The sequence below is a fragment of the Pseudobutyrivibrio ruminis genome, from assembly GCF_015057245.1.
In the GTDB taxonomy this organism is placed as follows: Bacteria; Bacillota; Clostridia; order Lachnospirales; family Lachnospiraceae; genus Pseudobutyrivibrio; species Pseudobutyrivibrio ruminis_E.
The window spans coordinates 70,358-84,406 of sequence record NZ_SVET01000003.1; the positions used below are offsets into that span (position 1 = coordinate 70,358).

The following is a 14,049-nucleotide window of genomic DNA, read 5'->3' on the forward strand; positions in this document are numbered from 1 at the left end:
ATTCCTTTCTATAGTGAGAATTCTAAACGCTCAAGTCGTTGTAGCTTCTTCTTTCCTTCCACCAAGCTCTTTAAATCTGCACCGTTTTTCTGTGCAAGCTCCAGTGAATGTTTTTTTATTCTAAGCAAAGTTTCTTTTAATGCTTTGCTAAGATCCGTATTGTCTGTAAGTTCTCCAACAGTTGTATTGAAGAGAGCGGCAACTACTCGCCTGTCCTCGTCCTCCATAAACAAATCAACTATTCGAGCGGTATCAACAGCATTGCCGTCGGCAAGATATTTGAATACCTCTGTTGCTACCTGTTTGTAAACACCTTCTTCGAAATCGTCAGGTGTTACATACTCCTGTATCTTTCCATAGATGCTTGTATCTTCTACAAGCCAGGTAAGAAGTAAACGCTGTGACATTTTCATGCCATCATCCTTTGGCTTTGGAGTACTTCGGCGCTCGGAATCTCTGTTTTGTGTCTGGTTCTTTGCTGTAATTCCAGATTGTCCAAGCTCGATAATATATTTGCCAAGAGCTTCACGAGGTATGTTGAAACGAGCCGCCACTGATTCAGTGTAGTTCTCTCTTTCAAGCTGAGTCGGAAACTCTGTAACAATCATTCTTGCAACTTCTTTTTGGAAGTCGGACTTTTTCTCAGGATCGGTCAAATCGTAATTCTTTTCAAGCATTCTCACCTGATACATAAAGCTATTTTCCGCATTCTGAATACGTTTTTCGTATTCCTCTGCTCCTAAGGCTTTAATGAATTCATCAGGATCCTTGTATGGTGACATATTGATGACCCTACATGAAATACCTGCATTTTTGAGAATTGGGATTGCTCGAAGTGCAGCCTTTTGACCTGCCCCATCTGAATCATAGCTGAGATAAACGTCTTTGACATATCGCTTCAGCATGCCGGCATGGCCTTCTGTAAGGGCCGTACCAAGTGAGGCAACTGCATTATCGAATCCTGCCTGATGCAAAGATATAACATCCATATAGCCTTCGCACAAAATAAACTGCTGACGTCTTGTCTTTCTGGCAAAGTATAAGCCAAACAAGGTCTTAGACTTATTGAATATCTCTGTCTCAGGAGAGTTAAGATATTTTGGCTCGCCGTCTCCCATAACTCGTCCACCAAAAGCAACAACCTTGCCATTGGCATCGAAAATAGGAAACATGGCACGATTCCAAAATTTATCGTGACCACCGCGTTTTTCATCGATGGTTATAAGACCACAATCCTTTAAAATCTCATCCTCATATCCCTTACCTCTAAGGTATTTATAAAGGGAATCTGAATATTTGCTGGTGCACCCCAAACCGAATTTGTGAAGTGTATCAGCTGTAAGCTCTCTCTTGGTGAAGTAGGCCATTGCCTGCTCCCCTTCTTTAGAACGAAGCATCTTATAGTAATAGCCTGCAGCTTCTTTATTTATTTCAAATAAACGGCTGCGTCTGTCGGCCCTTTGTCTCTCCTGGTATGTCATTTCCCTCTGAGGAAGGGTAACACCACATTTAGGAGCAAGTTCTTCGATAGCTTCTTTGAAAGTCATGTTTTCATAGTTCATAAGGAAGCTGAAAACATTTCCTCCGGCTCCACATCCAAAGCAATAATACATCTGCTTTTGTGGGCTTACCGAGAATGAGCCTGTTTTTTCATTATGAAAGGGACAAAGTCCAAAATACTGGCTGCCCTTTTTTTGAAGGTTAACATATTGAGAAATAACATCGACTATGTCAGTTCTGGTTCTGACTTCCTCGACGATTTCATCTGAATAATAAGGCATGTATTCTCCCTAAAATATAATATTAGAATCCATCAACGACCCATGCTTTTGGCATGAAGTATTCATTAAACTTTGTAATGCAATACTGATCGGTCATTCCGGAGATGTAATCGCAAATAATTCTTTCCTGGCTTTCGCCCTCATCCTCCATGGCGCGATAACGAGTAGGCAATTCTTCGAAATGCTCTGTGTAATACGTATACAACTCACGAATCATTCGCTTTGCCTTAACCTCTTCTGTCTTTGCCACAGAATCCTTGTAAACATTTGCAAACATGAATTTGCGAAGCTCTGCCATAGCCTGCTCGATTTCAGGAGACATCTTTATAACAGGACTATCAGTGCTTTCTATAATAACGTCGTGAATAAGAGTATCCAATCTGACTGCTGAAGTCATACCAAGAGTCTTGCGAATCTCCATTGGAATACTTTCTTCTGTGAGGATGTGCGCACGAATGGCATCATCTATATCGCTGTTTACATATGCAATCTTGTCTGAAAGGCGAACGATTTGGCCTTCTGGTGTAGCTGGATGTCCGCTGGTCTGATGATTGCGGATTCCGTCTCTGACTTCCCAAGTAAGGTTAAGTCCCTGACCGCCTTTTTCAAGCTTTTCAACAATGCGCACACTCTGCTCTGAGTGCACAAAACCAGTAGAACACATTTCATTTAGCTGAGCTTCGCCAGCATGTCCAAATGGTGTGTGTCCTAAATCATGCCCTAACGCAATAGCTTCTACCAAATCCTCATTGAGACGTAAAGCCTTTGCAATAGTTCTGGCATTCTGTGAAACTTCTAGAGTATGAGATAATCTTGTTCTGTAATGATCACCCTGAGGAGTAAGAAAGACCTGTGTCTTATTCTTCAAACGGCGAAATGCCTTACTGTGAAGAATTCTATCTCTATCCCTCTGAAACAGAGGTCTGATATCACACTGTGGCTCGTCTTTTTCTCGGCCACGTGAATTTTCATTGAGTGTGGCATAAGGGCTAAGAGTTTCCCTCTCCATCTGCTCAATCATCTCTCGAATTGTGCCCATTTTGTCCCCCTTTTTATGCATAAAACGACACCTCTAAAATACATATTACATACAAAAAAAGGATATCCTTTTTTAATTTTTACAAAATGGGATTAAATCGTTATTTCTATCTGATTTCCTTCTATAGCAATAATGCAGCTTTCATAATAGCCATCTCCAGTTGTTCTTGGTCCGCTTACAACCTCAAATCCATCAGCACTAAGGCTATGTGTCAGTTCATCTACCCGTTCTTTGCTTCCCACAGAGAAGGCTATATGGATAAATCCTGTACGATTCAGGGCTTTCTCGTCATCGGCCATATCCGGTTTGTTCATTATTTCCAATCTTGCCCCATCGTCGAAAGAAATGAAGTAAGAGCGGAAATCCGTTTTTACATTGTGATAGCCATCATTAGATTTTCCATCAAGATATTTAACAAAGAAATCTCTGGCCTTCTCCATATCATTAACATACATTGCTACATGTTCAATCTTCATACATTTACCCCTTCCAAGGACGATTGCCCTCTGTCCAACCCTTTTGCTTCCAATAATCCATATCCTCTGTATCGCTTTCCAATCTTCTTTCTTGACTCGTCTTAATAATAAACGCTTTGTCTTAATCATTTGTTGCACCTATAAACTAGAATTAATTCCTTCTCAGTAAATGCATCCCAAATAATAGAACATCAGCATAGGGATGCATAGCACTAAATACTTTTTCATCCCAAATACCAAAATCTTACCTACGGGATGCATTACTTTGAGATTGCCTCAAAAACTATATATCCCAAAATCTCAAAAATCACCTATTGGATGCATCTCCGTATAATCTTCTCTAAAGCTATGCATCCTAAAATCAAAAAAAATACGCTTGAGTTGCATAGGTTAAATATAGCCTTCATTAACATTCGTCCTATATCTTTAAAATTCCTATCTAGGATGCATTTTTAGAAGTTCGAATGTTATTTGGAGTTTTCCAGCGTTCAACAGAATCTGCGTACTGGCAATATGCAAACATTTCAATAGCCGTTGCACTTCTTGGAAAGTCTACACGAAAGCCAGAATTGCCCGACTAACGTACCTCTGTCATATACCTGTTATAAAGATCTCCGTACTGTTTTTTTAACTGCAAATATAACTCTCGAATCTGGTCGTTCTTTGAACACAGAAGGTAGTCTTCGTCCTCCATGATCTTAATCCATGGTGCAGCAGTAGTATAATCCAATATCGGGTCATCCGTTCTCTTGGATAAATGTTCCAAAATGACCTGCATGACGCTAAGATAATTACCACCATCTTCTCTCGCTTCACACAGTTTATCTATTTCACTTTTAAACTTAACCAAAGATTTGGCGATATATAATCCCGTTTTATCATCATCGCCAATATACGTGCCAAACGGAGTCGCCCATTTTGGTTCTGTAGAATCTCCAATTCGTAAAATAGATTTCTTAAATAATCTAGTTAATCCATCAAAATATTTGTCTGTGGAATAAAACACATCGACAGAATCATGCAAAATATGTTGACATATCTTAGCGTTTGTCGAAATATCCGTAATATCAGTCTTTGATAACCAAAACGTGTAACCAATATCAGCTAATCCTTCTATAAAAACTTTGTCTTCTTCAAAATAAAAATCTATTCTTCGATTACGAAAATCCGCGTTGTGCCTAGTCGCAGCAGTTGGTTCAGAAAGTAGCATGTTTAGATTACCAATTTCCTGAGCAATTGGATTATTGTTCGTTTTCTGATTCTTAAATATAAAATGTTTCATATTTCGTCTCCGCTTTTTGATTTTCAGATTTCCCTTTTCATGGGTTTGATTGCATGTACTGCTGACGACTCTTCTCATACGCCTCCCGTAACCCCTTGATATACGCGTGATAGGTTTCCGAGATAGGGAAAGAATCTGTCTTAGAGACGTAGTCAAAGCCTTGTATATCCGGATTCGGAAACATCTGAAGATAGGTGAATTTAACTTGTCCGTCTTCGAAGTGCATCTCCGCATCCGAATATAGCTTTTGCATAAAATTGAAGTCTCTTTGGCCCAATCTATGTAGAATGTTCGCCAAGGTTTCATCCACGAGATAACCTATCTCCGTGTCCTTTTTATAGCGTTGTCCAAAAAAGGCTTCGTACTCTACTTCTTCGATAGGGCAACTATGTCTGCCCCAAGCAGTATCCATATAATAAAATCGATTGTTAAACCCTTGGAACCCTATATCCTTATAGGGATTTACATTCGGGATTGATATACTTTTTATATACAACATATTTCTTTTTCTGACCCCCTAACCACGTCCCCATGGGACCATTTTGCAACCTACAAACTTGAATTGTCTTTATCTCTTCTCCATACAGAATATCAATATTGCTTGTTGTACTCTTAGCAAATCTTTTTTGAAATCATAGCCAACAAAATAATTAGAATCAATTACATCATTAGAAACTTCTTCATTTCTATAAAATGGCGGACAAGGATTCAATAAAGCTCCTCTATTAGCCATCTTCATAATATCTTTTGTAATCTGAAAGTTGTTAAAATCATTTGCAAATTCGCCAGGTATTGAATCTGTACATATGATATCTTTTCCAACTACCGCATCCGCAAGATTATCTATATTTTCAACTCCAGACATTTTATATTTTGCAGGGCAACTTTGTGTGATAGAAAATCCCATAGCTTCAGCAGCTTCTCTCCATGCCCTGCCTATGTTTCCATCTGCACCAACAAATAGATATTCATCCTTAAGAAAATCATGTCTTCTTTTTGAAAGAGCATACAGATCAGCCATCATTTCACAGGGATGGTTATCATCAGTAAGAGCATTAATTACTGGAATATACATGAAACCTGCCATTTTCTCCATCAAATCAATATCTCTATATCTTGCAATTACTACATCAGCCCAGTTTTGAAGATATCCACATATATCCTTAATATTCTCTTTCTTTTCTAGAGTCGCTGGATCAAATAGTATAGATTGTCCTCCAAGAAGGTAGATACCTTTTTCAAAAGTAACTCTTGTCCGGATACTAGAATCAGGGAAAAACATAACGACGGTTTTCCCTGACAAATACCCTGAATACTTTTCTATTGAGTCAGCAATACTAAATATCTCTAATAATTCATCTTTGGTAAAATCTGTTAGTCTAATGAAAGATTTCATTCTGCCCCCACAAATCCCGATTTATAGTTTTCTTCCCATTTCTATTCTCATATCATGATTTTCCGGATCATGATTAGAATAAGCATATCGATCAAATCCGATTATCTCAAATCCATGTTTCTTATAAAATGTAATCGCTTTAGAATTGTAACTTTGAGTCTCCAACACTACCATTCTAGCTCTACTTTTTATTGCCTCATCAATAATTACATCTAAAAGCTTACCGCCAATACCTTTTTCCCTCGCATCTAAGTCGAAAACGCAGATGTTAGTAATGCGATATCGATTATTCCATTCTTCTAAAAAGCCCTCAACAAAACCAATGAGTTTTCCATTTGAATCAAAAGCTCCATATGCCACTGGATTATTCAGCCATTCCGATAACATATCATCTTCTAACTCTTTAACAAGAGGTTCTTTTACCTTTATCCATTTAATGTCAAAGCTGTCGCCTTCAGGCTCTATGGTCAAATACTCATTAGATAGTATCTTGGCTTTGTACTTCTTGCCCTTACAATCATTGTATTCTAGCTGCTTTATTATCATCGATTCGCCCCTAAATTTGAAGTTGTTGGGATTCTTTCTCTATAAAGGAGTCCTACACAAATCCCGATTTGTTGTATTCATTATATAAAAGAATACAATATTATCCTCAAAATTCCAAACATGCCCCGTAATAATTTAAAAATTCTTTCGCAGCTTACGGAAGGCGGGGTGAGGTGGATAAAGAAAAAGATCCGGTGGATCTTTTTCCCACCGAACCGACCGACGAAGCCCTTCAGGGCGAGGAGACCTTGAACCCCGGGTTCAAGGATCTCATCGGCCTGTTAATTAAGAACAAGGATGCATTATACATTTTTCTATATAACAAAAAAAGAACTAGGAATGCATCCTAGTTCTTAATTAATATGCGGAAGGCGGGACTTGAACCCGCACGCTCGCAATGAGCACAAGATCCTTAGTCTTGCTCGTCTGCCAGTTCCGACACTTCCGCGCATCAGTACTTGTTCCTGACGACTTGATTATAATAGCATCGCATCCCTAAATAGTCAACGCTTTTTTGCAAATAAAAGTGTCTAACTTTAACGTGCTAAATCTGAATATTCTGCACATTTATTTTGTGTATTATTCCACACCGTGAGAAAGTAAATATTCATGCCATGGTTCATAGCACGCTCCCTTTAAGTGAACACCATCTGTTGTGGTCTCCGCATCAAGATTTCCTTCCTCGTCATCTACCGCTTCGTTAATGTTTAAATAGAAAATGTTTTGTTTATCTTCTAATAATTTAATAGCGTCATTTCTGAGATCGATATTAATATTGTTGTACAGCTCATCTGTTTCGTTTTTCTCTTTTGAAACATGCATGATGCTATTAATAAATATATAAGCATCTGGCTCTGCTGACTGAATCTGGTTGATTACGTCCTGATAGGCTTGCCTGAAATCATTTTCATCTCCTCTTCCAAGCTCATTTATGCCAACCATTATATATATTTTTGAAAAGTGATTAGTCTCTAATGCCTCAGCTAAACTGATTTCATCACCATCCTCAGTTTCTATCCATTTATCATCCCTGATGTTGTATATGGAGAGGGATTTCTTAGCATAAAAGGTAGCTCTGGCATCAATATCCTGACAATACTGAGAAAGGCCAACCATTCGTGAATCGCCTATAAACAAAGCATCATCAAAATAGCTATCATCTACAGATATATATTTTTTTATCTTACTAGACTTTACATTTGTTTTTTTAGTTGCTGTTGTAGACTGCTTTTCTTCATTTACTTCTATTTTTGACCATGGATAGATGCCATTTGATGTAGCCTGCATAACGGCACCTATAGAAGTTGTTTTATAAGGATTTGAATAGTACTTCGTATATACGGTACCCCTAAAAACAACTCCAACTACCGCAATCGCAATAGCACTTATAATTGTAAGCAGTAACAATAAAATACTGTTTATTTTCATATCTTCACCTAGAATCTTAAATACATAAATGGATTGCCTGCAGAATTAGACAAACTAAAAATGCTTATCCAAAACATTGCAAATATCACTAAAATTGTAAATACGTTATTTTTATGTTTTTTATAGAAACCTGTTAATGCTGGAATAGTGAAAATAATAGCCAATACTAAATAAATCCAATAATCCTCAAGCATGTACAAATAATCATTACTATTAACTGCAACAGAAATATCAATAACTGGGAAAAGTCTTAACATATATAGTCTAAGATACTTCATAGAATGAACAGCAAACACAACCCATGTAATAGGAATGATTACCATAACGTTAATACGCCCTACCACCATAAAAAGCTTTTCAAATCTGCTAAGAATAAACTTCTCAATTGTAATAATCAAAAATATTATTCCAGCCCATATCCAGAAATTGTAAGTCTGGCCATGCCAAAGCCCAGTCAAAGTCCAGACTACTAATAAATTGAAAACAGTACGTAGCTTTCCCTTGCGATTTCCTCCCAGAGGAAAATATACATAATCTCTGAACCACGAACCTAGTGTGCTATGCCAATTTCTATAAAACTCAGAGATAGACTTTGAAAAATATGGCTGGTCAAAGTTTCTAATAAAAGGAAATCCCAACATCACTCCAAGGCCAGCTGCCATAAGTGAATATCCCCAAAAATCAAAATATAACTCAAAAGAGAAAGTATATGCACCAAGCCACGCTAGAGGCGTTGAAATACTTTCATATCCGATAGTTTTTATATCATTCCAAAGAACAGAAAGATGATCTGCAATCATCACCTTCATAAACAATCCAATGGCAAAATACTTAAGTCCATCTTCTATCTGCAAAAGAATACTGCAAAAGTTTTCTTTCTTTGTCTTATCATTCTTTTTCCAAAAAATATTTTCCTCAACGTAGTCATACCTAGCAATAGGACCTGATGTAATCTGTGGAAACATAAAGAAATAGTTGGCCATGTTTATTAGCTCAACCTTTTGAATCTTACCTTTATATAAATCTGCCAGGTAAGATATCATTTTGAAAATGTAATAGCTAACTCCAAGAGGAATAACTATATTTAAACCAAATGAAGATGCTCCCTTGAAAAAGCACAGACAAGAAACATTTGCAATAACACCAATTGCAAGTATAACCTTTGATTTTTTCTTGAATAGAAATTTAGCCAAAGTATAATTAATCAGTGTAGCCACCGAAATTACAGCAATATACACTGGCTCATTAATATAGTAAAATCCTATGCTTGCAACCAATAAAAGCCATGCACGACAATTGCATGGCAAAATATAATATATAATCAAAAAGATTGGTACCAATCTAAAAATAAAAATCAAATCAAAAAAGGTCATTGTATTCTCCCAAAGTTTCCTTCGTATTTAGTATACAATAACCCTTTTATTTTTTCTTCTATAAATTTAATTAAATGTTGCTTGATATTTATCGATTATTTTATATAGTTCGCTGTTGGGATCTTCTATCATCTTAATATCAGTATCAAGCTGTAGTAACTCTGTCTGATTCTCATCTCTCATCTCCCATTTAGGAAGTCCGTCTCCATTAGGATTTCCAGTCTTGGCAAAATTCACCCAATACTGTTGCATTATATCTGACAGCGCATAATCCTCTTCCGTATACAATCCTGGATGTCTCCAAAGATTTCCATATGCATATGGCAACTCGCCGGCATGGTAATTTGATAAAGAATTGTTTGTCTTTGTAAAATAATATTCATAAGTAGGAACGCCCTGTTCCACCAAATAGTTATTCCAAAGATAATGTGAATAGCTGAACCAAATCGCTGAATAGCTTATATTTAATGCTCCTTTGGCATCACCCATAGCATCAACAATAAAATGCTGGTCACGCTGTGGTGAATCTGCCGGAACAATCTTTGCCATATCCCCTGCGTAAGACCCCAAATCCTCTGCTAATAATTTTTCATAATTTTCTGATGTCGCCTTAGTTCCAAGTAAAAAAGCATCCGATTCCTTGGCATTAAATCCATTTAACAGAGCCTTTTCATGGTTTTGCCCCTTTTCATATGTAAGATAAGGCTGTTCTGTAATGGCATAGCCATCGACAGTCATTGCCGATTGGTCAGTTGATGTCTTCACAAGCTCTTCTGCTGGAATATCCCTAAGTTCCTCAGAAGAAGTTACACCAAATTCTTTGCGAACTGCGTCTCCTTCTTTTACTGCCTCACTATAATCTCTAAATGTATGGAAAGGCTTTCTTGCAAGAATACCACTGGACTCCGCAATAGCATAATTAAACAATCCATCTGTCAAAGGTGATACGCACATTGCATTTACGCTAGATGAGCCTGCTGATTCTCCAGCAATTGTGATTTGATTAGGATCTCCACCAAAAGCTTCTATATTGTCGTAAACCCACTGAAGAGCAGCTATCTGATCTAGCAGACCATAGTTACCTGTAGTACCGTTAGCCGATTCTTCTTTTAAATCATCAGCTGCATAGTAGCCAAAAACATTTAATCTGTAAGCAAAATTTACGAATATAACACCCCTCTTTGCCAAGTCCTCGCCTCTATACTCCGTATATGAAGACTGACCTGTAGAAAGGCTGCCGCCGTGAACATAGAAAATAACAGGCAATGGCTCGTCTGAAGCCTCCTCTGGTGCAAAAACATTAAGATACAAACAATCTTCGCTCATGGCCTCAAGATACTCGTCTCCGAAAGTCACTCTATAATCATGCCAGCCAAGGATGTGTGACAAACTGTCATATAAAGGATTGGTACGGGCTTGCATTGCCATAGGGCCAAATTCATCGCATGCTCTTACACCATCCCAGCTTTCTGCCGGCTGTGGCTCTTTAAAACGAAGCTCACCTACTGGTGCCTTTGCATAAGGAATACCAGCGTATACCTTTACAGAATGATCTTCGTTATATACTCCAGTCAAATCTCCCTGCTCAACAGATACAACATCTGTCACATCAGGATTCTTATTTGCAACTGCTGGAACATTTTTGTAAGGTGGAGCTGTCAGAACATAGTTCAGGGCCAAAACGATAAAAAACGCTGCCCACATAATTAGCTTTGTTTTAGTATTGAAAGAACCTCTGTTGATAAGAGTAGCCTTAGCAACAAACATAGCCACAGCTGCAAGTAGACCGATTGCCCAGCCTAATAATATATTTTTAGACAGCTCCAAAACTGCAATATATAGAGCTGTCAATATGATAACAATAATCGAAAATACCATTGTTGCCTCTCCTTAATTTTGCGCAATTTAATTTATTTCAATTCATTATACTAGCTCTAAAAAAATCTTACAAGAAAAATGTGATTTTTTTGTTGACATGTTGGTCAGACTCTGATAGTATATCTCTTGTTCGCGGAAGTGTCGGAACTGGCAGACGAGCAAGACTAAGGATCTTGTGCTCATTGCGAGCGTGCGGGTTCAAGTCCCGCCTTCCGCATATCGAAGGCTTCGGTTTTACCGAAGCCTTTTTCTTTTCCACTCCACCCCGCCTTCCGAGGTAAAACTAATTATTCAATTGGAATTATACACAAAACATTCATCCGAACATTGTTATTGTCTGACAAATAATATTTTATACGTATATTTATCTTGCAATTTATCCATCAGGATGTATAATAGACTTATCAAATAACAGAGAGAAAAAAACAGAAAGGGAGGAATAGTCCACCAGAGAATTAATTTAGTAACTACAAAATCTAGTGATTGGAGGTATGGTCCACCAGAGAATTAATTTTTTAACCACGCGACAATTATTACTTTAAAAATAAGTTAGATAGAGAGGTATAGTCCATTGGGATCGATGTTAAGGGGCGGCACCAGTTAGGAATCGGTTGATTTCGAATTGGTGTCGCTCGTTTGTTGTATAAAAAAAGCCCCAGTAAAAACTGAGGCTAAGCTGCAGGAAATGGGACTTGAACCCACACGATATTGCTACCACAGGCACCTGAAGCCTGCGCGTCTGCCAATTCCGCCATTCCTGCGAACATTTAGTATTCTATAGAATTTCAGATAGCAAGTCAAGGCTTTCTAGGCCCATAAATGATTAAAAATCTAGCAGATTTCTGCTGAATCTAAAATGATTGTAAATGGGCCATCATTTTGCAAAGACACCTTCATATCCGCGCCGAATTCTCCCGTCTCAACATGGAACTGTTCCTTGCATTTTTCAATAATGTATTCATACATTTCATTCGCCATGTCTGGCGCTCCCGCCTCGATGAAAGAAGGACGATATCCCTTCTTACAATTAGCATAGAGGGTAAACTGAGAAATCAAAAGAAGCTCTCCGCCTACATCTGAAAGAGATAAATTTATCTTGTCATTTTCATCATCAAATATACGAAGCCCTAGTAGCTTTTTCACCATTTTGTCTGCAATTTCTTTTGTATCAGAATCTGCTACACCAATAAGAACTAAAAAGCCCTTTCCGATTTGTCCTATTACATTTCCATCTACTTTTACAGATGCTTCATTAACTCTTTGAACTACAAATTTCATCTTATTCTCCTACCCACATTACTTTTCTTTTACAATAATTGTCATCATATATCTTGAATCATCTGGAATAGTCATAGCACTTGTAAAGATTTGTTCTGTTTCCATGCCACAGTCTATTACCGCATATACGTTAATACCTCCAGCATTTTCCATCTCTACAAGCTTATCCTTTATTGCAGAAACATTCTTTCCACTTTTCATTATTATTTTTGTACCGGACATTTCTAATTCTTCATCCAGATTTCCTTGGCCTGATAGGATATGAATATTTTCATCTGCCTCGCTGATAAGAATTCCCGCCGCAGATGCTGTACCACAGAATGATGTGATACCATTGATGATTTCTACTTCTATTCCATCCTTCTTTGCAAGCTTCATTATATACCCAAATGTTGAGTATACAGTTGGGTCTCCTATTGTAAGGAAAGCAAGGTTGTATCCTTCAAACAAAAGCTCCTTATATTTACCATAAAAGCTTTCGTGCATTTCCTTGAGCTTAGCCTCATCCTTTGTCATTTCAAAATCGAGGCTAATAACCTTTTTGAAAGCAAGCTCTGGCACAACCGGAAGAGCAATTTGATATGCTCTACACTTATCCTTTTCAGCTCTAGGCAAGCAAATAACATCTGCATCCCTAATTGCCTTTACAGCCTTTATTGTAAGCAGCTCTGGATCACCAGGGCCAACTCCTATTCCATATAATATTCCAGCCATATATCAAGTCTCCTGTAAACTATTACTCTCTTTTGCATAACTCCCAAAATGTTACCGCACTGGCTGCTGCAACATTTAAAGAATCCACTCCATGATACATAGGAATGATTGTAACGAAATCAGACGCATCTATTGTTTCCTGCTTGATTCCGGTACTCTCAGTACCAAATACAATTGCAAGCCGTTCCTGTTCCTTCAGCACTGGTTCTGCAAGAGATATTGCATTATCCTTCAGGGCCATTGAAACAACTGCAAAGCCATCTTCTTTAAGAGCAGCAACATAATCAGAACCCTTGTCAAAATATGTCCATGGTACCTGGAACACAGTTCCCATAGCAACACGAGCAGCTCTTCTATAGAAAGGATCTGCACTATCATGAGTTAATATAATGCCATCAACGCCAAGGGCTGCTGCAGATCTAAATATTGCGCCTACGTTTGTTGGATTCATAACATCCTCAAGGACTGCCACCCGTTTTGAGGTTTGAAGGATTTCAGAAACTGAAGGCAAGCTCGGTCTTTTGCAGGCAGCCAAAACTCCTCTTGTAAGATTAAAACCAGTGATTTTGTTGATGACATTAAGCTCTGCCACAAATACCTCTACATCATCACTGATATCACTCAGCAATTCCTGCACAACCTGTGACTCATATGCCTTTTCCTCAACTAAAAAAGCAATAGGCTCTGCGCCTCTAGCCAGCGCCCTCTTTATTACCTCTGGAGTTTCTGCTATAAATACGCCTCCATTAGGCTCATAATAATGATATAGCTGAGCCTCGTTGTACTTTGTAAATATATCAACTCTACTATCATCTATACTTTCAATTTTTATCATATCTTTCACCATTTAATACAAAT

At 37.9% G+C, this 14,049-nt stretch carries 13 protein-coding genes and 3 tRNA genes; 2 read left to right on the forward strand and 14 right to left on the reverse strand.

What is annotated here, in order from left to right; genetic code table 11:
• Positions 1-8: 8 nt before the first annotated feature.
• The 6 genes from dnaG to E7274_RS04020 form a co-directional block, all read right to left on the reverse strand.
• The gene (dnaG, locus tag E7274_RS03995) at positions 9-1,781 is read right to left on the reverse strand and encodes a DNA primase (protein ID WP_033154453.1); all 1,773 of its coding nucleotides are present in this window, start codon (positions 1,779-1,781) and stop codon (positions 9-11) included.
• Between the two features lie 22 nt (positions 1,782-1,803).
• Positions 1,804-2,820 (reverse strand): deoxyguanosinetriphosphate triphosphohydrolase, encoded by a 1,017-nt coding sequence (locus tag E7274_RS04000; RefSeq protein ID WP_304173939.1) that lies wholly within the window; start codon positions 2,818-2,820, stop codon positions 1,804-1,806.
• A 92-nt stretch (positions 2,821-2,912) separates the two neighbouring features.
• Positions 2,913-3,296 (reverse strand): VOC family protein, encoded by a 384-nt coding sequence (locus tag E7274_RS04005; protein ID WP_304173941.1) that lies wholly within the window; start codon positions 3,294-3,296, stop codon positions 2,913-2,915.
• 577 nt (positions 3,297-3,873) lie between these two features.
• Positions 3,874-4,656 (reverse strand): hypothetical protein, encoded by a 783-nt coding sequence (locus E7274_RS04010; RefSeq protein ID WP_304173943.1) that lies wholly within the window; start codon positions 4,654-4,656, stop codon positions 3,874-3,876.
• A gap of 490 nt (positions 4,657-5,146) precedes the next feature.
• On the reverse strand, positions 5,147-5,974 hold the full coding sequence (locus E7274_RS04015) for an ornithine carbamoyltransferase (protein ID WP_304173944.1): 828 nt from the start codon (positions 5,972-5,974) through the stop codon (positions 5,147-5,149).
• Positions 5,975-5,995: 21 nt separating this feature from the next.
• The gene (locus tag E7274_RS04020) at positions 5,996-6,520 is read right to left on the reverse strand and encodes a GNAT family N-acetyltransferase (protein WP_304173946.1); all 525 of its coding nucleotides are present in this window, start codon (positions 6,518-6,520) and stop codon (positions 5,996-5,998) included.
• A 173-nt stretch (positions 6,521-6,693) separates the two neighbouring features.
• Here E7274_RS04020 and E7274_RS04025 point away from each other — a divergent pair, with 173 nt between their 5' ends.
• On the forward strand, positions 6,694-6,870 hold the full coding sequence (locus E7274_RS04025; protein ID WP_304173948.1) for a hypothetical protein: 177 nt from the start codon (positions 6,694-6,696) through the stop codon (positions 6,868-6,870).
• 13 nt (positions 6,871-6,883) lie between these two features.
• Here E7274_RS04025 and E7274_RS04030 read toward each other — a convergent pair.
• From E7274_RS04030 to E7274_RS04045, 4 genes are all read right to left on the reverse strand, one after another.
• Positions 6,884-6,968: transfer RNA gene (locus E7274_RS04030), tRNA-Leu, on the reverse strand.
• Positions 6,969-7,099: 131 nt separating this feature from the next.
• Positions 7,100-7,948 carry a GDSL-type esterase/lipase family protein gene (locus E7274_RS04035; protein ID WP_304173950.1) on the reverse strand — a complete coding sequence of 283 codons (849 nt, stop codon included), beginning with the start codon at positions 7,946-7,948 and terminating at the stop codon, positions 7,100-7,102.
• An 8-nt stretch (positions 7,949-7,956) separates the two neighbouring features.
• The gene (locus tag E7274_RS04040) at positions 7,957-9,321 is read right to left on the reverse strand and encodes an MBOAT family O-acyltransferase (protein WP_304173951.1); all 1,365 of its coding nucleotides are present in this window, start codon (positions 9,319-9,321) and stop codon (positions 7,957-7,959) included.
• Between the two features lie 66 nt (positions 9,322-9,387).
• Positions 9,388-11,199 (reverse strand): carboxylesterase/lipase family protein, encoded by a 1,812-nt coding sequence (locus tag E7274_RS04045; protein ID WP_304173953.1) that lies wholly within the window; start codon positions 11,197-11,199, stop codon positions 9,388-9,390.
• Between the two features lie 132 nt (positions 11,200-11,331).
• On the opposite strand from E7274_RS04045, the gene E7274_RS04050 reads away from it, so the two are divergent.
• A tRNA-Leu gene (locus tag E7274_RS04050) sits at positions 11,332-11,416 on the forward strand.
• A 460-nt stretch (positions 11,417-11,876) separates the two neighbouring features.
• On the opposite strand, the gene E7274_RS04055 is transcribed toward E7274_RS04050, so the two are convergent.
• The 4 genes from E7274_RS04055 to E7274_RS04070 all read right to left on the reverse strand — a co-directional run bounded on the left by E7274_RS04055 (position 11,877) and on the right by E7274_RS04070 (position 14,035).
• Positions 11,877-11,960, reverse strand: a tRNA-Leu gene (locus E7274_RS04055).
• Positions 11,961-12,030: 70 nt separating this feature from the next.
• Positions 12,031-12,477 carry a D-aminoacyl-tRNA deacylase gene (dtd, locus tag E7274_RS04060; RefSeq protein WP_033154467.1) on the reverse strand — a complete coding sequence of 149 codons (447 nt, stop codon included), beginning with the start codon at positions 12,475-12,477 and terminating at the stop codon, positions 12,031-12,033.
• Between the two features lie 18 nt (positions 12,478-12,495).
• Positions 12,496-13,191: a precorrin-2 C(20)-methyltransferase gene (gene cobI, locus E7274_RS04065; RefSeq protein WP_304173955.1), complete on the reverse strand. Its 696-nt coding sequence runs from the start codon at positions 13,189-13,191 to the stop codon at positions 12,496-12,498.
• Positions 13,192-13,213: 22 nt separating this feature from the next.
• Positions 13,214-14,035, reverse strand: a complete 822-nt coding sequence (locus E7274_RS04070; protein WP_442960411.1) for a TrmH family RNA methyltransferase — start codon at positions 14,033-14,035, stop codon at positions 13,214-13,216.
• Positions 14,036-14,049: the final 14 nt, after the last annotated feature.

Coding starts and splice junctions, on each gene's coding strand:
- E7274_RS04040 (WP_304173951.1), bottom strand. CDS start 9,321: ATGACCTTTTTTGATTTGATTTTTATTTTTAGATTGGTACCAATCTTT.
- E7274_RS04020 (WP_304173946.1), bottom strand. CDS start 6,520: ATGATAATAAAGCAGCTAGAATACAATGATTGTAAGGGCAAGAAGTAC.
- E7274_RS04045 (WP_304173953.1), bottom strand. CDS start 11,199: ATGGTATTTTCGATTATTGTTATCATATTGACAGCTCTATATATTGCA.
- dnaG (WP_033154453.1), bottom strand. CDS start 1,781: ATGCCTTATTATTCAGATGAAATCGTCGAGGAAGTCAGAACCAGAACT.
- dtd (WP_033154467.1), bottom strand. CDS start 12,477: ATGAAATTTGTAGTTCAAAGAGTTAATGAAGCATCTGTAAAAGTAGAT.
- E7274_RS04015 (WP_304173944.1), bottom strand. CDS start 5,974: ATGAAATCTTTCATTAGACTAACAGATTTTACCAAAGATGAATTATTA.
- E7274_RS04010 (WP_304173943.1), bottom strand. CDS start 4,656: ATGAGAAGAGTCGTCAGCAGTACATGCAATCAAACCCATGAAAAGGGA.
- E7274_RS04000 (WP_304173939.1), bottom strand. CDS start 2,820: ATGGGCACAATTCGAGAGATGATTGAGCAGATGGAGAGGGAAACTCTT.
- E7274_RS04005 (WP_304173941.1), bottom strand. CDS start 3,296: ATGAAGATTGAACATGTAGCAATGTATGTTAATGATATGGAGAAGGCC.
- cobI (WP_304173955.1), bottom strand. CDS start 13,191: ATGGCTGGAATATTATATGGAATAGGAGTTGGCCCTGGTGATCCAGAG.
- E7274_RS04035 (WP_304173950.1), bottom strand. CDS start 7,948: ATGAAAATAAACAGTATTTTATTGTTACTGCTTACAATTATAAGTGCT.